Origin of the sequence: Actinobacillus delphinicola, from assembly GCF_900638385.1 — a bacterium.
GTDB lineage: Bacteria > Pseudomonadota > Gammaproteobacteria > Enterobacterales > Pasteurellaceae > Actinobacillus_C > Actinobacillus_C delphinicola.
Genome location: NZ_LR134510.1, coordinates 1,738,462 through 1,756,725 on the forward strand (window position 1 = coordinate 1,738,462; position 18,264 = coordinate 1,756,725).

The following is an 18,264-nucleotide window of genomic DNA, read 5'->3' on the forward strand; positions in this document are numbered from 1 at the left end:
GCGTAGTCCGTTTTAAGCAAGATTAGATGAGTGAATTGGAAGAGATTGATATGTTGATACAACATGTAACAAGTAATAGGGCTCCAATCGGTTCAATAAAGGTAAACCATAATAATTTCGTTTCACCTTTTTGACGACTTTCGGCTTCTAATTTAGTTTGTTCTATGACGAAATCAACAAGATCTGGACGAAAAGTATTTAATCGCTCCAATCCATTTATCTAAAAGCGGGCCATCCGTTTGGCTATGTGAGAGTTAAATTTCATTACCCGATAAGCTTTTAGCTTTAACCTGTGTATTTTTTGTTGCCATATTTTTCAATGTTGCGGTTTAGTGATGATGAAACTTTCTTTGCATCAGATTGCAAATTCTGACGATCTTTCGTAAAACCCTGACGGGATGTTGGATATTGGGTAGGGCTTTGCAAAACGTTTGCGACAATGCTTAAGTTTGTTAAGCGCTTAAGTAGTGCAACCATATGTTCTCCCTGGAATGATTGGTATTTGATATAAAGCCATAATTTATGATTAACAAGTACCTAATTTCGGCTAGCCTAGTTCCAATCTAGGATATTTAGAGTGTAAACAAAGCATTTAAATTTGTAATTATATTTTAAAAGTAAACGTTTACTCGTTTACTTTATTGCATTGCGTAATCCATTTTATTCTTAAGCAGTCATAGTTAAACGCTCCGTCGCCCCAGCGGTCACAACAGTTTTTGCGGGCCACATCGTATTTTTCACGGGAATTTTAAGAAAAACGCATTAATCATTGCGTCTAAATAGATTATTTTCTGCTGTCACCAAAGAAGCAGCAACGGATTATTAATGGGGAAAGGGGCGAGTAATTTTACCCCTGATATTTTGCTTGAATCGAGTGTAATTGGGTGAAAATTTATATTAGTAGACAATTAGAAATTAGTTTTCTTCTTTATCATTTTGTGATGCTGAGTGACGTTCAGGGATAACTTTTCCTATAACGAAAATACCTGCAAGAGCAACTAGAACAGAAATCATTACTGTCACTGCCGCCCCATATTGTTCTTTACTAACAAGGTAACAACAGAAGCCAACAACTAGCATAACGCTAATTAAACCAAAACAGAGTCCGATAAGCTGAATGTGCAGTGACATTTTAGGAATAGCATAGCGATTTTCTTGCTCTTTTTCAGCCAATTGCATAATACGATCAGCACCATTAGGAATGACTTGGTTATAACGCTGTAATTCACTTGCAGGGGGTAAAGGTCCACTAATACGTTGATGAGCAAACAAAATCGTCATTGCAGTCTCTGCTTCGGGTGTCTTTAATACTTCCTCTAATAATTCTGGTGTATTAGTAACGATATCAACGATTTGCTGGTTATTATTTAAATTTTGTTTGTCTTTCGTCATTTTTGACCTTTTTTATTGCCGTCGTAAAATATTGACCTACAGCGTACCAATCTTTTTGCAAATTTTCGAAATCAGTGCTTGCGGGCTTTATTTGTACGGAAGTTGAAAATATGGGTGCAATATTCAAGACAGACCCAACTCCGACCATAAAATTAGCGAGATATTGTGATTTTTTAGATGTATGCATAATGCCTCCTATCACGCATAATACCACGTAATTATCACACTTCGTGGTATTTATTGCAATTTTGTACAGAATGTTTATTTCATTTTGAAATGTCAATCACAATTCACCTAAATTATATTATTTTTACTATACCTATAAACATCAATGAGTCACCTCTTGAAAAGAAACTAGGCTCAAATGAGAGTTGATTAGCATGTTCGAATCAGGCGAAATCGTTGTTTTTATTGTCTTGAAAGAATTTTTTGTGTTTTTAGGATTATAATCACTCTTTTTTACAGCACCATCCCCTAGGATTATTTTTGCGATCTTAATCGTGATTTTTTATTCTCCCTAAGGCATATTTATACGCTTTTGATAAAATGAAAATAGTGTGGTTCAAATGGTTTGTATACTATTTTTGTTTAAAATTGAAACATTGACAAATTTTACTGAGTAGCATACCATCGAAGAAAATTAAATATCTTCAATACTTGATATTTATACAAACATCCAGCCTTTGGCGATTCGTTTCACTATTCCGAAATAGATGACCCTTAGGCTTTTTTATTATTTAAAAAAACTGGCAGATAAAATTGTTTTGATTTCAGGAGATAGTGATTTTGTTCCTGCTGCGAAACTTGCTCGAATGGAAGGAGCGCATTTTATACTTGATGCGATGGGACGTAAGGTAAAAGGGGATTTAGCTGAGCATATAGATGGATTAAAAACTTTTATCCATAAACACACATTGAAAGTAGAATAATTACGGTAACGATTACAGATCATATAAAAAACCGCCCTTGGGCGGTTTTGTTTTTTTAACTCTGCACATCCCATGCGATGTTTGAGAGGAGGCGGCAGTGGTCGCATTTGAAGTCGAAGACGCCGAAGAGGTTTTGTTGGAGTTTCCACGGTTTTTGGCAAAGGGGGCAGTGGCGGTTTTCTTCTGTGGCGAGGTCTTCACCGCCGACACGGTAAAGGTAGTAATAAGTCGGGATACCTGACACTTCTTCGATTTGTTGGCGAAGTGCGTAACCGTGTTTAAAAAGGCGGGTGTCCACGTGTGAAATTTCGGCGAGGGCGAGTTTTTCTAAAGCGGCGGCATTCATTTGTAATTGGTCGTAGGCTTGCCAGTTTTCTTGCCATTTAATGATATCTTTTGCGAGATGAGGCACGTCTTTTAATTGTTTATAAAGCGGAATTGGCGCGAGGGTGTCGCCACTGTGAAGCGGAGAACAAGATTGCACAAAGGAAGTGTAGAGCATTTGCCAGCTTGGTTTTTCTGTACAGGTGATTTCGGCATTCAGATCCTCGGCAATAATTTGTAAATTATCTAGCCATAGCCCTAAATTTTCGACTTTTTCTAGTGCTTTATCCACAAATTGGTTGTTCCATTCAGGTAAAAGGCTGTGTTGTTCTGGGCAGACGGCACGCATGCCGAAGCCTTCTGTATCTTCTTGTTTTGCAACATAAAGGGAAATCTCACGCCCAATAATTTGCCCGTTGTAGCGCCATTCATCAATTAATTTATTTATCGCTTGATAGGCGGCATTCATATCGCCTTGATAACTCGGTAGTTGTTTGAAAAATACTTCAACCAAATACATAAAATGTGTCCTTTGTGGTTTTTATAAAAAATAAAACACGCCTCAATTTTCGTGAAATTTTATGAAAATTCAGGCGTAAGAATGAGATAAGTGCCTTATTTTATGGCGAATCTTGTGTAGGGCGATAATGTAATACATATCCGCCATTCCTTCAAATTAAACCGTAGAAAAAATAAAAACGCCCCGATTTTCATAAAAATTTACGGAAATCGGGGCGTGATTTAAGCAAAAAATGGATTATTTTTTACTTGGTGTAATGCTTGCTGGATAGAGGTGATGCGCGTAGGCATAACTTCCCCAAAGAGCATAAGCGAGCGCTTCTTTTTTCATTAACTCAGGCACTTGGGCAGGGGTGAGTTTATGGGTTTCTGGGTTATAGGTATAACCCGCTGGCGCTTTGCTTGGTTGTAATAAAACCACATCGTTGCCGACACGATATGCAAAAGTTTTATCAAATTGCATAAAGTTGCGGTTGAGATCTTCATCTGTGGTTAAATCCTGTCCTAGCATTGGGTAATCCGCACTGATACCAATTGCGGAAAGCAGTGTGGTCGGCATATCAAGCTGACTTACCAAGCGATTATCTTGGCGAGGTTTGATACCTGCTCCGATAATTAAGGCTGGGATATGGAAATGTTGTACAGGTACGAGGGTCGCGCCGAATACGCGTGAGTCGTGGTCAGCAATAACCAAGAATACGGTATTTTTCCAATAATCAGAATTTTTCGCCATTTTGAAGAATTGACCAATCGCATAGTCAGCATATTTTGCTGCATTATTGCGGGTCGCTTTTTCTTTGTCGTAAAGTTTGATTTTGCCGTCTGGATATTCAAACGGGTCGTGGTTACTTGAACTGAATACGAGGCTGAAGAACGGTTTACCTTCTTTAGCAAGTTTGGTGAATGTCGCATTCGCACGGTCAAATAAATCTTCATCGCTTACGCCCCACGTGCCGACAAATTTCGGATTTTTGTAGTCGTTTTGGTCGATGATGGTATCGATACCGTTGTTATAGAAGAAGGTTGCCATGTTATCAAACTGTTTTTCACCGCCATAGATGAAAGACGTGTCATAACCATGTTCTTTCAAGACACGTGCGATAGTAAAGAACCCATGTTGGCTTAATGGAAGTTTTACCACGCTACGCGCTGGCGTTGGGGTAAAGCCAGTGATGGTTGCTTCAATACCACGGACAGAACGAGTTCCTGTTGCGTATAAACGTTTAAACCACCAACCTTCTTTAGAAAGTTGATCAAGATTCGGTGAAAGACCACGTTTATCGCCTAATGCACCGATAAATTGCGCACCTAAGCTTTCTTCAAGAATAATTACAAGATTTTTCGGTTTACCTTTGTAGGTTGCATCGTGATGAATCCAAGTTGGGTATTCTTTAGAAAGATAAATGCTATCGGGGCGGTGTTGTGCCTCACGCACTAATTTGATGATTTCTGGTAATGGCATTTTGCCGTAAAGCTCAGCGGCATTCGCTTCTTTTTGCATTTGGTTAATCGCAAAACCAAGGGAATAGGTTGAGTTTAAGACTAATGAGTTCACCAGTGCATCAGGGGAGAAGGCTACCATTGATGGGTTGATTGGGCGGTGTTCAAAGCTAGAGCGTGCGCCCATAAAGGTTAAGCCACCCACGATTAAAAATGCCACAATACGCCAATACCATGGACGGTAAGTGATGTTTTTCATCACACGACCAGAAATTTTCCAGTAAGCAATAATCATAAGTATGGTAACAATTGGCGTTACGATGAGGGCAAAGGTATGTCCCGCCGCCAACATGCTAAACACTTCTTTCGGGCTATTAAGGTATTCAAAGAAAAGACGATTTGGGCGAAAATCATAAGTATTAATGAAAGCAGGGGTTGCCGCTTCCATAAAGGCGATAACAGCAGAAATCGCAACGAGATAAATACGAATAATAAAGTTAATAACACGTCCGAACGCATTATTACTTGCTAAAAAATAGGTAAGAATAATTGGGAGGGCAAATAACCAACAAAGTGTAGAAATGTCAATACGTAATCCTTGTATAAACATAACATGCCAGCCATTAACGGCCGATACTCGGCTAGATTGCCATAAACATAAACCTAAGCGGCTAACAAAAAATACCGCAAGGTTTATCAAAAAGAATACAACGAGGGGATATAAAGCCCCTAACTTCTTGCGTAATTGCATAAACTAATCCTTAAAAATATAGGGGCTTAAAACTCATCGTGCGTTATTTGTGATGATAAACACGGACGTTTTCAAATCCCTGATCTTTTAAATAAAGGGCTTGTAATTTGCTCATTACGCCACGTTCGCAGTATAAAACGTAAGTTTTACTTTGATCGAGGGTCGCAAATTGACTGCCCACTTTATAAAATGGTAGATGAACAATTGAAATCCCTTGCATTTCAAGCGGTTTTTCATCTACTTCCTCTTGAGAACGAATATCTAAAATGACATCATTTTCACCAAGTGTCTGGATAGATTCGACATCCTGTACTTGTTTTTCGCTTTCTGTTGCGATTTGTCTAATGTCTAAAATTTCAGCGTTCTCTACCGCTCGTTCTAAGACAGCAAAATCGAAGTTTTGTTCTTCCGCTTCAATTTTTGAGCGAACCGCTTTAACGGTTGGATTTTTAGAGATTACGCCACAAAATTCTGGCATAGATTTGGCAATATCGTCTGTACCGATTTCTTTTGCTAGTGCGATAATTTGTTCTTTATCGTGCGTGATAAGTGGACGTAAGACGAGGCTATCTGCTGCTTCATCAATTAAACGTAAGTTGGTTAATGTTTGGCTAGATACTTGACCGAGTGCTTCACCAGTAACGATGGCTTGAATACCAAAGCGTTCTGCAATTTTACTTGCAGCACGCACCATCATGCGTTTAAGCACCACGCCCATTTGTCCATTTTCTACGTTTTCTAAAATTTCGCCCACAACGCCATCGAATGGAATCGCAACAAAGCGCACTTTATGAGAAAGTGAGTAACGGTGCCATAGGTGGTAAGCCATTTGTTTTACGCCGATTTCGTGTGCAGAACCGCCTAAATTGAAGAAACAATAGTGAACACGAGAACCACGGCGAATAAGCATATAGCTGGATACACCAGAGTCAAAACCACCTGAAATTAAAGAAAGCACGTCTTCTTGTGTACCAAGTGGGTAACCGCCTAAGCCTTCGATACGTTCTTTAACGAAAAGCATTTTGTCATCTTCAACTTCAAGACGTACGGTTACATCTGGATTTTTAAGTTGAACTTTCGCAGTTTCGATATTTTGGTTTAAACCACCACCTACGTAACGTTCAATTTCGATAGAGGTAAATTTATGTTTACCTTTACGTTTTGCACGCACGCAGAAGGTTTTACCATTTAAGCTATCGCCAACTTGGGCAAGCGTTTGTTCAAAAATATCGTGGAGGGTAGCGACTTGAACTTCTTCCACCACTAAAATGTGATGAATACCTGGGATAAGAGCTAATAATTCTTGGATTTGGGCATTTTTAGACGCATCTTTGGTGCGTACTTCAATGTAGTCCCAATGGCGAATTACAGCCACTTCTTCATCATATTTTAGAAGTGTATTGCGAATATTGCTGGTTAAGATTTTTACGAAGCGTTTTTTTACGCTATCGCTCTTAATCATAATTTCAGGGAAAAGTTTAACGATAAATTTCATAATTTTTTAATTTTTTTACAATTTATAAACAAAGTGCCATATTCTACTTGATTTTCGCTGTTATAAAAAGCAACGCCCCGATTTTCGTAAAAATTTTTCAGAAAATCAGGGCGTAAGATGAATTTAAAATAAAATGCTTACAAATTAAAAGGTAAATTTTGTTATAATTTTCACCACAAAATAGAGAATGAATGAGGAAAGTTTATGTTAACAAGTCATGGGTTGGAGCAACATTTTAAAGCACATCGTAAACAAGGGCTTTATTCTGATAATTTTAAATTGCGGTTACATAGAGCATTAAGCTGGCTTAAAAAAGCGGAAGAAACGCATGATCTTGATACGAAATTTATTTTCCAATGGATTACTTTTAATGCGTTATATGCTCGAAAAATTAATACCGATTTTTTAGGCGATAAAAAACTGTCGCATGAGTTTTTATATCGTATTTGTGATTGCGATGAAACGCATCGGGTTTATAACTTAATTTGGGAAAAATTCCCGCAATCTATTCGTTTATTATTAGATAATAAATATGTTTTCCAGCCATTTTGGGATTTTCATAATGGTGAGCTGAATGAGCATGACTATTTTCGCCAAAGTGAACAAGCGAAAGAATACGTATTAGATGCGTTAGAAGGGCGCAAAACAAAACGCTTATTAACCGCCATTTTCCAACGCCTTTATACATTGCGTAACCAAGTTATGCACGGTGGAGCGACCTATTTGAGCAAAGCGAATCGTACGCAATTACAAGATGCAACCCGAATTTTAGCGGACTTACTGCCGATTATGATTGATATTACATTAGAAAATCATGCAGAAATTGATTGGGGCGAGCCGTTTTATCCATTTATTCAAGAAAATTAATAAAAACACGCCCCGATTTTCCGAAAATTTTTTACGAAAATCGGGGCGTGTTTCGTATTTTTTAAAATTAGAGCAATGGGCTAAACAGGAAGAAAAGTTTCTCGATAATGCGATAGAAACTCGGGCGCGCACGCCATACTTTATATGACATTTGCGTTGCATTTTCCATATAGCCTTTTTGTAGTTGATAAACTTCTGCTGCAAAACTTTTATCTTCGACTAAAATCATCACTTCAAAATTGAGCAAGAAACTACGCATATCCATGTTTACTGTTCCGATCATGCTAAGGCGTTCGTCAATAAGGATGCTTTTGGTATGCAAAAGTCCTTGATTAAATTCATAAATTTTTACACCTGCAGAGAGTAAGTCATCAAAGAAAGTTCGGCTTGCCCATTCCACCATGATGGAATCATTTTTCTTCGGTAAAATAATGGAAACATCCACGCCACGATAAGCTGCGACTTGAAGTGCTTCGGCAATACTATGACTTGGCACAAAATAAGGCGAGGTGATAATAATGCTTTTCTTCGCCGAAAAAATCGCTTGGGCGAGGGTTTGTTCCATTAAATCATCAGGGAATCCTGGACCTGTCGCCAAGACTTGTACCATGTGAGAGTTGTCAGGATCTTGCGGAATACTTTCTGGTGTCGGTAAAGTCAGTGGGAGAGTTTGCCCCGTTTCCACTTGCCAGTCTACTGCGTGTAAACTATTAAAAATACTAGAAACAGGACCAACAATGCGTACCAGGACATCAACCCATTCGCCAACGTGGGCATCTTGTTTGAAGTATTTTGGATCGACCATATTCATACTGCCTGTATAGGATATTTCATTATCAATGGCAATGATTTTACGGTGCATGCGTAAATCAATACGACTGAAGAACATACGAAATAAACTTACATGAAGACATTCTACAAACTCGATTCCTTGATTACATAGAGTATGGTAGCGAGAATGGCGCAGGAAAGGACGACTACCGACACTATCTAGCATGATACGGACTTTTACGCCTCGGCGGACGGCATCAATCAGCGCATTTTCCACTTCGTCAACTAAACCACCGCTTTGCCAAATATAAAACACCATATTGATTTCTTTTTTAGCATTTTTAATATCTTTTAAAATACTATTAATGATGCTTTCTGGCGTATTAAAGAGGTGTAATTCATTGCCGACTACACAAGGAATGGTCAGGCGATCTTGCACTAAATCGAAAAGCGATTGGAATTTTGGCGGTTGATGCGTACTTACAAGTTCTCGATCATTCGCAAATTGATGATACCACTTGATAAAACGAGGTTTTATACGATTAAAATTTTCGGTACGTTTTTTACCGAGATTAATTTCTCCAAAAATTAAGTAAGCGATAATACCTACCAATGGAAAAATATAAATCATCATCAACCACGAAAGCATTGCCGTAACTGATTGTTTTTTAAAAAGTAACCGTAAAGTAACGGCAATGGTCATTATCCAAATAAAGGTCGGGAAAATGTATGGTATAATTCGATCAACGATCATTTTATTTACTCTATATTAAATTATGCACTTCAAAATCATTTTTCAGCACGCCGATTTTCTCGTTATTTATAAGCCGCATGGAGTGAGTGTTCATAAAGACGAACAGGATACGGGGTTAACAACACAGCTTGCCGAACAATTAAGTGTACCACAAATTTGGCTCGTTCATCGGCTAGATAAAGTGACTTCTGGACTATTAATTCTTGCTAAAAATGCTACAGCTGCTGCCGAATTGAGTCGTGCATTCGCTGAGCATAAAGTCAAGAAAACTTATTTAGCATTATCTAATCAAAAACCAAAGAAAAAACAAGGCTGGATTAAGGGCGATATGCAAAAAGCGCGCCGTGGAGCATGGAAATTGGTGAAAACGTCGGAGAACCCAGCAATCACTTATTTTAATACTCAAAGTCTAGCCCCTAATTTACGTCTTTTTGTTCTACATCCTCATACTGGCAAAACGCATCAATTACGTGTTGCGATGAAAAGCCTTGGTAGCCCTATTTTGGGCGATGCTTTGTATAGTGGACACGAATCAGATAGAACATATTTGCATGCCTATCGTTTGCAATTTTGTTATCAAGGTGAAGATTTCGATATTCAAGCCATGCCTGAAGCAGGGGAGCTATTTTTAACGTATAAACAGGATTTAAGCAATATTTTATTTAAATAAAAATTGATCAAAAATTTAACAAGTAATATACTTAACTACTCAGATTAGTTATGTTTAATAGGATTAATTATGCGTTTATGTATCGCTATCTTCTTGCCGTGGCTTGTATTTTTCACAATTGGAAGACCAATTGCTGGAATTATTTGTTTAATTTTACAAATTACAGTGCTAGGTTGGGTGCCTGCTGCGATTTGGGCGGTCTATTCGCTTAGCAATTATAATACCGATAAGAAAATTGAAGAAATCATGCAAAGTAATAATTTTAATGATAGAAATCGGATGTAATGTTGAATGAAAAAGGAACAAACACGCCCCAATTTTCGATAAATTTTATAATTTTTTAGGAAAAATGGGGCGTGATAAAGAAAAAAAGCACATCAAGGCGATGTGCTTTTTTATTTTTAATCGATCTTATTTAGCGATACGTTTATATTTCATGCGATGCGGTTGAAGGGCATCAGAACCAAAGGTTTTCTTTTTCCATTCTTCATAGTCAGAGAAGTTACCTTCGTAGAATGTTACTTTACCTTCATCACCGTAGTCTAAAATATGCGTTGCGATACGGTCTAAGAACCAACGGTCATGCGAAATAACCATTGCACAGCCTGGGAATTCGAGTAATGCATTTTCAAGCGCACGTAAGGTTTCCACGTCAAGGTCATTGGTTGGTTCATCGAGAAGTAATACGTTACCGCCTACTTGCAATAATTTTGCTAAGTGTAAACGACCGCGTTCACCCCCAGATAATTCGCCCACGCATTTTTGTTGATCAACACCTTTAAAGTTGAAACGACCCACATATGCACGGCTTGGGATTTCAAAGTTACCAATTTTCATAATATCTAAACCGCCAGAAACTTCTTCCCATACGGTTTTGCTATTATCCATTTCGTCACGGAACTGGTGTACAGATGCTAAAGTGACAGTGTCACCTAAAGTAACGCTACCGCTGTCTGGTTGTTCATGACCTGAAAGCATACGGAAAAGGGTAGATTTACCCGCACCATTTGCCCCGATAATCCCTACAATCGCCCCTTTTGGAATGCTGAAAGATAGATTATCAATTAAAGTACGATCGCCATAAGCTTTGCTTAGGTTTTCCACTTCAATAACTTTATCCCCTAAGCGAGCACCAGGTGGAATAAAGAGTTCGTTAGTCTCGTTACGTTTTTGGTAATCGGTACGGTTAAGTTCTTCAAAACGTGCCATACGAGCTTTAGATTTTGCTTGGCGACCTTTTGGATTTTGGCGAACCCATTCCAATTCTTTTTCAATCGATTTTTGGCGTGCAGATTCGGTTGCTTGTTCTTGTGCAAGACGTTTTTCTTTTTGTTCAAGCCAAGAAGAATAGTTGCCTTCCCAAGGAATCCCTTCACCACGGTCAAGTTCTAAAATCCAACCTGCCACGTTATCTAAGAAGTAACGGTCATGGGTAATTGCCACAACAGTACCTTCATAGTCGTGAAGGAAGCGTTCTAACCAGGCTACTGATTCCGCATCCAAGTGGTTAGTCGGTTCATCAAGAAGTAACATGTCTGGTTTTTCAAGTAACAAACGGCAAAGTGCAACACGGCGGCGTTCACCCCCTGATAAATGCGCAATTTTTGCGTCCCAATCTGGTAAACGAAGGGCATCTGCAGCACGTTCTAATTGGTTATCTAAGTTATGCCCATCGTGTGCGTGGATAATCGCTTCTAATTCACCTTGTTCTTTCGCTAATTTGTCAAAATCTGCATCAGGATCTGCGTAAGCGGCATAAACTTCATCTAAACGGTTTAGTGCATTTTTTACTTCGCTCACGGCTTCTTCAATCGCGTCACGAACGGTTTGTTCAGGATCAAGTTTTGGTTCTTGTGGAAGATAGCCGATTTTGATTCCTGGTTGTGGGCGAGCTTCACCTTCAAATTCTTTATCTACGCCTGCCATAATGCGAAGAAGGGTAGATTTACCCGCACCATTAAGCCCTAAAACCCCAATTTTGGCACCAGGGAAAAAGGATAAAGAAATATCCTTTAAAATTTGACGCTTCGGCGGAACCACTTTGCTCACGCGATGCATCGTATAAACAAATTGTGTTGACATACAATTCCTATGTTCTAGTTGAAAATGGCGCGTATTTTACGTGAATTTGCTTAAAAATGTAAGTTAAAAAATCGGTAAGGCAGAAGAATAACCTCTAATTATAAATAATTATTTTAAATGATAATGATTCGTATTTATTGACTAAAGTAATATTTTGCTAATACAATATCAGGCAGTTACTAAATTAACCATATATAGGTAGCAACTTTTCTTATTTTGAGTCATTAGAGGTATTATATGAACAAAGTATGCAACTATGCATCTTCTGAATTATCCCCCCAATCAAAAGCAAAAATCGGATTAAAAAGGAAAACATTCGTTACTTTATCATGTTTGTTACCCGTTGTTGTACAAGCGGAACCGACAAGATTAGAGGAAATTAATGTGATTGGTGAGCAAGAAATGCTTCCCATTCGTGAAAAGAAAATTGCAGAAACCGTTAAAACGGCTAAAAATTTTGAGGCTCAGCAAATACAAAGTAGCCAAGATTTAGTGAAATATGAAACAGGTGTATCTGTCGTTGAGAAAGGCAGGATGGGAAGCAGTGGGTATAGTATTCGTGGTGTTGATGAAAATCGGGTTAATATTACCATTGATGGATTGCAACAGGCAGAAACGCTTTCTTCACAAGGATTTAAGGAATTATTTGAGGGGTACGGTAACTTTAATAATACTCGTAATGGCGTTGAAATAGAAACACTGAAACAAGTCAATATTGCTAAAGGAGCAGATTCAGTAAAAAGTGGGAGCGGTGCTTTGGGAGGCGCTGTATTATTTGAAACAAAAGATGCTCGTGATTATTTAATTGATAAGCCATTTTATTTTAAGGTCAAAACAGGATATGGCAGCGCAGACGGGCAATATATGTTTAGTCCAACGCTAGCTGCACGTTGGAAACAATTTGATGTTTTAGCCATCTATACGGATCGAGATGGGCACGAAACCGAAAATTTTGGTTATGATAGTTATCCTGATATTCCTGCTAAAGGTGCACAAGGACGTAGTCGCCAAAAAGCTGATCCTTATCACATCACTAAAAAAAGTACATTACTCAAGTTAGGATTTAATCCAAATGACTCAAACCGATTTACCATCATGTATGATGATTATAAACATCATAGCCGAGGACATGACTGGTCTTATACGTTAGCACCATTAATGACTGATGCCGATAAACCAGAAAAAGAATCACGCCATACCAATGATAGTAGCACACGTAGAAATGTCGCATTTAGCTATGAAAATTATGACAGTAATTGGCTTTGGGATAGTCTAAAAGTCACCTATTCTCATCAAAAAATCACTCAACGTGCGCGAACTGATGAATATTGTGACGGCGGCGAAAATTGCGATTCTGTACAAAATCCATTAGGTTTACAGTTCAAAAATGGGGATATCGTGGATAAAAATGGCAATAAATTAATGTTAAAAGAAGTGCCGAGTTGGGAATGGAATGACGATTATTCTGCACAAATAAAAAAAGAAAATGGTAAAAAAACATTGGCTATTGTGGATGCAAAAGGAAATGCGTTCCCTTACCCAGAAAAAAATCAATTCGATCAAAAGCAAAATCAATCTGATGTATGGGATACGTCGGTAGATAAAGGAAACTTATGGATAGATTGTCAATCCGAAAACTGTAACGGTTCTTTAACTTATTACAATATTGAAGGAAATTCTTGGAATGGTTATAAGTTAAAGGGTAAACAAGCTGTTGATCTTAGCCAGCCACAAACTATTTTAGAGGTCGAAAATCCTGAGGGAAAACGTGAACGGATTCTTTTTAGTGTTGATGATCATCAAAATAAAGACCATTTCTATAAAGAAGTAAAAGTACAAAAAACAAAATGGATTAATAAAGGTGATGCGTGGGACGACAAAAATTATAGCGGTTGGCAAGCGGATAAAATAAATAGTTGGACAGGCGAAAAAATAGGGTATGAAAGCGCTGATAATTGGCAATTAATCAAGCCATCTTCTCCAGGCTACAGTACCAATTTATGGACAGATCGTAAATTAAATACTGATCTTCAACAGATTAATATTGATTTGACTAAATTCTTTAGTGTCAAAGAAGTCGAAAATGAATTAGCCTACAATTTTGTCTTATCTAAAATGGATAAACAAATGATTAACCGTAGTGGTTATGGTCCTAAAAACATTAAATGGTGGGCTAAGTATTTCAATATGATTGATAAAAATGGTCAAGTAGCATGTAAACCAGGTACATCTTGTACGATTCCGCATGAAGAAAAGCCAACTACCTTCTTAATTCCAGTTGAAACAAAAACAGGCGCATTTGCGATTAATGACCATGTCAGGGTAAATCGTTATGTGAGTTTTGATTTAGGTTATCGTTATGATCATATCAATCATCAACCGCACTTTAACCAAGAAACCGATCCCGCTTTACCACAAGGTTTATTGCAAGGTATGTATGTTAAGCCTAAAACGTTAATCCGCCCACAAAAGCCAAGTTGGTATGCAAAACAATTTAATTGTAAAACGGGCAGTTGCAAAAATGCCGATGGCAGCTACCAAGATCCAAAATATGCCCAAGCCTTACAAGAATATGAGAAAAATCTCGCCGATTATTTAAGTAATCCGCAGAAAAATATTGATTATTTAGTAAGTAGAAAACGTAAATTTAGCCATAGTTCATACAGTTTAGCGACAGCGTTAGATCCCTTTGATTTTCTTCGTGTACAACTTAAATATGCAACAGGATTTAGAGCGCCATCGTCAGATGAGTTGTATTTTACATTCAAACATCCTGATTTCTCGATTGTTGCTAACCCAGATTTAAAGGCTGAGTTAGCAAAAACCAAAGAGCTCGCTTTAACTTTCCACCATCAACATAGTTTTATTACGCTTGGTGCTTTTAAAACGAATTACGATAATTTCATTCAACTTGCTTTTCAAGGATACAAGCAGTTTACTGGAAAAGATGGCAGTACAAATGGTATTCCATATCGTATGTACCAAAATATTAATAATTCTAAAGCGTGGGTAAAAGGTTTTCATATTCATAGTCATCTCGCACTCGGCGATATTACTTCAATGCTCGAAGGATTAAGTGTTGGATATAAATTGGAGTATCAAAAAGGACGAACCTTCGGTATTGATGAGAATGCGCAGGGCGAACAACGTAAGATTTGGTATCCAATCAACATGATTTCGCCAATGAAACAAGTATTCTCTTTAGGCTATCACCATGAGAACAAATATGGCATTGATTTCTACTTTACTCATGTTTCTGCGAAAAAAGCGAAAGACACCTATAATCCATATCATGCTGCTGATCAAATTCGGGAACAATCTCCGAATTATGATCCAAATGATATTTCAGCAAAATATTTAAGTAAATCTTATGATATTTTTGATGCGATTGGTTATATTAAACCAACAAAACAAGTTACTATTCAATTGGGAATTTATAATATTTTCAATAAAAAATATGCAACATGGGAAAGCCTACAATCTATTCGCCGTTTCGGAACAAGTAATATGATCTGCCAAGCTGAAAACCCAACAATTGGCTGTTTTACTCAAAATCAAGGCATTGAGCGTTTTTATGCGCCAGGGCGTAACTTTAAAATAAATGTTTCAATGACTTTTTAATCTAACATAATAAAAAACTGCCTCATTTAGAGGCAGTTTTTATTTTTAATCGTATAAACTCGGATCATTTTCATTTGGACGAGTTTTAAAGCGGCGGTGCATCCACATATATTGGGTAGGTGCTTTTAAAATTTCTTGTTCAACTACCTTATTCATTTTACATGCCGTTTCAAGTTCTGTTTGTGTATCGCTAAAATCAACAGCAGGGGAAACATCAACGATATAGCCTGAATTATCAGCCTTACGTACGGGTGAAAAAGGCACGACAAGTGCATCAGGTGCGGCTTTAATTAACAAATGACTTCCAGTTGTTGTGGCTGCCTCAGGCACCGCAAAAAGGGGAGCGAAGACAGATTTACGGCGTCCATAATCGTGATCAGGCGCATACCAAATAATTTCGCCTTCTTTTAATGCCTTAATCATGCCTCGAACATCTTTGCGATCGAGCATGGTTTTATTAGAACGTAAACGTCCTCGGGTTTGTAACCAGTCAAATACAGGATTATCATTCGGACGATAAACCCCAATTCCTGGGCGTTTCATCCCCGCAATACGGGCGCCAAGCTCAAGTGTTAAAAAATGCACCCCTACAAAAAGCACTCCTTTTTCAGGTAACATATACTCAATACCATGCACTTCACTCCATTTTTGGATACGTTTATCTGACCAAAACCATGCCATACCTGTTTCCATGATCGCCATCCCCACAGATCGTTGATTTTCTTTCAGCATTTCTTCGATTTCAGCAGGGGATTTATCTGGGAAGCAAAGCTCTAAATTACGGCGCGCAACTTTAAGACGCTTTTTACCAACGCCCACTTTTCCAAAGAGCCAACCTAGCCCCGAACCTATTTTTAGGATAACAGGATAAGGAAGAGAAACCGCACCACGCCAAAGCCCAACGCCTAACCATAGGCCCCAATGTTTTGGATGAAGAAAAGAGAGTTGGAAAGTAGGTAATTTTGTTTTTGCCATAATTATTTTTATTCTGAATTTACAAAAATTTACTAAAAGCTAACATTCTACCGAAAGTTTACTTTTTTTGCATTACTGATGTTATATAAAAACAGAAACGATGAAAAATTCAGGTTTTTGGCTGAAAAATGAATTTTTTATGCATAAAAAGCGAGTTATTTAGAAAAAATTCTAGTATTTATGATAAACTCTCGACAGTTTTTTAATTAATGAGATATTAATATGAATTTTTATTCCGCAGAGTTTCCACGTGCTAAGGTGTTAGTATTGGGCGATGTGATGTTAGATCGCTACTGGTTTGGTGCAACAAACCGTATTTCGCCAGAAGCACCTGTTCCCGTTGTACGTGTACAAGAAAATGAGGAACGTGCAGGCGGAGCAGCTAATGTTGCAATGAATATTGCTTCATTAAATGTTCCCGTTGAATTACATGGTTTTATCGGTAAAGATGAAGCAGGTGAGAGTTTGTGTGCGCTTTTAAATCAACATCAAATTACTTGTAATTTCACTGCATTAGAAAGCCATCCAACTATTACTAAACTCCGTATTCTTTCTCGTCATCAACAATTATTACGCCTTGATTTTGAAGAAAATTTCAATCATGTATCGAGTGATGACCTATTAGCAAAATTAACAAAAAATATTGCGAATTTTGGGGCGTTAATTCTTTCCGATTATGGTAAAGGGACATTAAATCAAGTACAAAAAATGATTCAAATTGCACGCCGTGCCAATGTACCTGTTTTAATCGATCCTAAAGGGACGGATTTCGAACGTTATCGTGGTGCAACACTACTCACACCAAATATGAGTGAATTTGAAGCGGTTGTAGGATCTTGCGAAACGGATGAAGATATTGAACGCAAAGGGTTACAACTTATTGCGGATTACGATCTAAGCGCTTTATTAGTGACACGCTCTGAAAAAGGGATGACATTATTACGCCCAAATCAAGCCCCTTTCCACTTACCAACCCGAGCGAGAGAAGTTTTTGATGTAACGGGCGCGGGCGATACCGTAATTTCTGTCCTTGCCACTGCAATGGCGGATGGTCGTTCTTTGGAAGAAGCTTGCTATCTTTCTAATGTAGCTGCAGGTGTGGTTGTGGGTAAACTAGGAACCAGTACTGTTTCTACTACAGAACTTGAAAATGCGATTCATCAACGTACTTGCTATGGTTTCGGCGTAATGGATGAAAATTCATTGAAAAAAGCAGTAGCCGATGCTAAAGCACGTGGTGAAAAAATTGTCATGACAAATGGTTGTTTCGATATTTTACATCCTGGACATGTGTCTTATTTAGAAAATGCACGTAAATTAGGCGATCGTTTAATCGTTGCCGTGAATACAGATGATTCGGTTAAGCGTCTAAAAGGTGAAACGCGACCAATTAATGCGTTACAAGACCGCATGGCGGTGCTTGCAGGTTTAGCCTCTGTGGATTGGGTTGTGCCATTCAGCGAAGATACACCACAACGTTTAATTGGTGAAATTCTGCCTGATCTTCTCGTAAAAGGAGGAGATTATAAACCTGAAGAAATTGCGGGTAGCCAAGAAGTATGGGCAAATGGCGGACAAGTCGAAGTCTTAAATTTTGAAGATGGTTGCTCAACCAGTAACATTATCGCAAAAATTCAAGGAATTACTGAAAAATAATGCGTATTAGGTGCGTGC

Annotated in this window: 15 protein-coding genes; 6 read left to right on the plus strand and 9 right to left on the minus strand. The window is 38.1% G+C overall.

Features of this window, described 5'->3' with window-relative positions:
- Positions 1-285: 285 nt before the first annotated feature.
- The 3 genes from EL259_RS08160 to EL259_RS08170 form a co-directional block, all read right to left on the minus strand.
- The gene (locus EL259_RS08160) at positions 286-477 is read right to left on the minus strand and encodes a hypothetical protein (RefSeq protein ID WP_126600636.1); all 192 of its coding nucleotides are present in this window, start codon (positions 475-477) and stop codon (positions 286-288) included.
- Between the two features lie 438 nt (positions 478-915).
- Positions 916-1,392: a DUF2335 domain-containing protein gene (locus EL259_RS08165; RefSeq protein WP_126600638.1), complete on the minus strand. Its 477-nt coding sequence runs from the start codon at positions 1,390-1,392 to the stop codon at positions 916-918.
- On the minus strand, positions 1,364-1,579 hold the full coding sequence (locus tag EL259_RS08170) for a hypothetical protein (protein WP_126600639.1): 216 nt from the start codon (positions 1,577-1,579) through the stop codon (positions 1,364-1,366). The genes EL259_RS08165 and EL259_RS08170 overlap by 29 nt, the downstream gene beginning before the upstream one ends.
- A gap of 526 nt (positions 1,580-2,105) precedes the next feature.
- Between EL259_RS08170 and EL259_RS08175 the strand changes: the two genes are divergently transcribed.
- On the plus strand, positions 2,106-2,321 hold the full coding sequence (locus tag EL259_RS08175) for an NYN domain-containing protein (protein WP_126600641.1): 216 nt from the start codon (positions 2,106-2,108) through the stop codon (positions 2,319-2,321).
- 55 nt (positions 2,322-2,376) lie between these two features.
- On the opposite strand, the gene EL259_RS08180 is transcribed toward EL259_RS08175, so the two are convergent.
- The 3 genes from EL259_RS08180 to thiI form a co-directional block, all read right to left on the minus strand.
- Positions 2,377-3,165, minus strand: coding sequence for a Zn-ribbon-containing protein (locus EL259_RS08180; protein WP_126600643.1), 789 nt, complete (start codon positions 3,163-3,165; stop codon positions 2,377-2,379).
- A 237-nt stretch (positions 3,166-3,402) separates the two neighbouring features.
- The gene (locus tag EL259_RS08185) at positions 3,403-5,355 is read right to left on the minus strand and encodes an LTA synthase family protein (RefSeq protein ID WP_126600645.1); all 1,953 of its coding nucleotides are present in this window, start codon (positions 5,353-5,355) and stop codon (positions 3,403-3,405) included.
- 43 nt (positions 5,356-5,398) lie between these two features.
- Positions 5,399-6,850: a tRNA uracil 4-sulfurtransferase ThiI gene (gene thiI / locus EL259_RS08190; protein ID WP_126600647.1), complete on the minus strand. Its 1,452-nt coding sequence runs from the start codon at positions 6,848-6,850 to the stop codon at positions 5,399-5,401.
- Between the two features lie 204 nt (positions 6,851-7,054).
- Between thiI and EL259_RS08195 the strand changes: the two genes are divergently transcribed.
- Entirely contained in the window at positions 7,055-7,717 is a 663-nt protein-coding gene (locus EL259_RS08195; RefSeq protein WP_126600649.1) for a HEPN domain-containing protein, read from the plus strand.
- Between the two features lie 67 nt (positions 7,718-7,784).
- On the opposite strand, the gene cls is transcribed toward EL259_RS08195, so the two are convergent.
- The gene (cls, locus tag EL259_RS08200) at positions 7,785-9,242 is read right to left on the minus strand and encodes a cardiolipin synthase (RefSeq protein ID WP_126600651.1); all 1,458 of its coding nucleotides are present in this window, start codon (positions 9,240-9,242) and stop codon (positions 7,785-7,787) included.
- Between the two features lie 22 nt (positions 9,243-9,264).
- Here cls and EL259_RS08205 point away from each other — a divergent pair, with 22 nt between their 5' ends.
- Positions 9,265-9,912, plus strand: a complete 648-nt coding sequence (locus EL259_RS08205; protein WP_172594243.1) for a TIGR01621 family pseudouridine synthase — start codon at positions 9,265-9,267, stop codon at positions 9,910-9,912.
- 69 nt (positions 9,913-9,981) lie between these two features.
- Positions 9,982-10,197: a YqaE/Pmp3 family membrane protein gene (locus EL259_RS08210; protein ID WP_126600655.1), complete on the plus strand. Its 216-nt coding sequence runs from the start codon at positions 9,982-9,984 to the stop codon at positions 10,195-10,197.
- A 126-nt stretch (positions 10,198-10,323) separates the two neighbouring features.
- Here EL259_RS08210 and ettA read toward each other — a convergent pair whose 3' ends face one another.
- The gene (ettA, locus tag EL259_RS08215; protein WP_126600656.1) at positions 10,324-11,994 is read right to left on the minus strand and encodes an energy-dependent translational throttle protein EttA; all 1,671 of its coding nucleotides are present in this window, start codon (positions 11,992-11,994) and stop codon (positions 10,324-10,326) included.
- Between the two features lie 237 nt (positions 11,995-12,231).
- Here ettA and EL259_RS08650 point away from each other — a divergent pair, with 237 nt between their 5' ends.
- Positions 12,232-15,615, plus strand: coding sequence for a TonB-dependent receptor domain-containing protein (locus EL259_RS08650; RefSeq protein ID WP_172594244.1), 3,384 nt, complete (start codon positions 12,232-12,234; stop codon positions 15,613-15,615).
- A gap of 45 nt (positions 15,616-15,660) precedes the next feature.
- Here the strand turns inward: EL259_RS08650 and EL259_RS08225 are convergent, their stop codons facing one another.
- The gene (locus tag EL259_RS08225) at positions 15,661-16,590 is read right to left on the minus strand and encodes a Kdo(2)-lipid IV(A) acyltransferase (protein ID WP_126600658.1); all 930 of its coding nucleotides are present in this window, start codon (positions 16,588-16,590) and stop codon (positions 15,661-15,663) included.
- A 222-nt stretch (positions 16,591-16,812) separates the two neighbouring features.
- On the opposite strand from EL259_RS08225, the gene hldE reads away from it, so the two are divergent.
- On the plus strand, positions 16,813-18,246 hold the full coding sequence (hldE, locus tag EL259_RS08230; RefSeq protein WP_126600660.1) for a bifunctional D-glycero-beta-D-manno-heptose-7-phosphate kinase/D-glycero-beta-D-manno-heptose 1-phosphate adenylyltransferase HldE: 1,434 nt from the start codon (positions 16,813-16,815) through the stop codon (positions 18,244-18,246).
- Positions 18,247-18,264: the final 18 nt, after the last annotated feature.

Bases quoted from the DNA above. Each gene is read 5' to 3' on its own strand.
- EL259_RS08160 (WP_126600636.1), bottom strand. From the start codon at position 477: ATGGTTGCACTACTTAAGCGCTTAACAAACTTAAGCATTGTCGCAAAC.
- EL259_RS08165 (WP_126600638.1), bottom strand. From the start codon at position 1,392: ATGACGAAAGACAAACAAAATTTAAATAATAACCAGCAAATCGTTGAT.
- EL259_RS08170 (WP_126600639.1), bottom strand. From the start codon at position 1,579: ATGCATACATCTAAAAAATCACAATATCTCGCTAATTTTATGGTCGGA.
- EL259_RS08175 (WP_126600641.1), top strand. From the start codon at position 2,106: ATGACCCTTAGGCTTTTTTATTATTTAAAAAAACTGGCAGATAAAATT.
- EL259_RS08180 (WP_126600643.1), bottom strand. From the start codon at position 3,165: ATGTATTTGGTTGAAGTATTTTTCAAACAACTACCGAGTTATCAAGGC.
- EL259_RS08185 (WP_126600645.1), bottom strand. From the start codon at position 5,355: ATGCAATTACGCAAGAAGTTAGGGGCTTTATATCCCCTCGTTGTATTC.
- thiI (WP_126600647.1), bottom strand. From the start codon at position 6,850: ATGAAATTTATCGTTAAACTTTTCCCTGAAATTATGATTAAGAGCGAT.
- EL259_RS08195 (WP_126600649.1), top strand. From the start codon at position 7,055: ATGTTAACAAGTCATGGGTTGGAGCAACATTTTAAAGCACATCGTAAA.
- cls (WP_126600651.1), bottom strand. From the start codon at position 9,242: ATGATCGTTGATCGAATTATACCATACATTTTCCCGACCTTTATTTGG.
- EL259_RS08205 (WP_172594243.1), top strand. From the start codon at position 9,265: ATGCACTTCAAAATCATTTTTCAGCACGCCGATTTTCTCGTTATTTAT.
- EL259_RS08210 (WP_126600655.1), top strand. From the start codon at position 9,982: ATGCGTTTATGTATCGCTATCTTCTTGCCGTGGCTTGTATTTTTCACA.
- ettA (WP_126600656.1), bottom strand. From the start codon at position 11,994: ATGTCAACACAATTTGTTTATACGATGCATCGCGTGAGCAAAGTGGTT.
- EL259_RS08650 (WP_172594244.1), top strand. From the start codon at position 12,232: ATGAACAAAGTATGCAACTATGCATCTTCTGAATTATCCCCCCAATCA.
- EL259_RS08225 (WP_126600658.1), bottom strand. From the start codon at position 16,590: ATGGCAAAAACAAAATTACCTACTTTCCAACTCTCTTTTCTTCATCCA.
- hldE (WP_126600660.1), top strand. From the start codon at position 16,813: ATGAATTTTTATTCCGCAGAGTTTCCACGTGCTAAGGTGTTAGTATTG.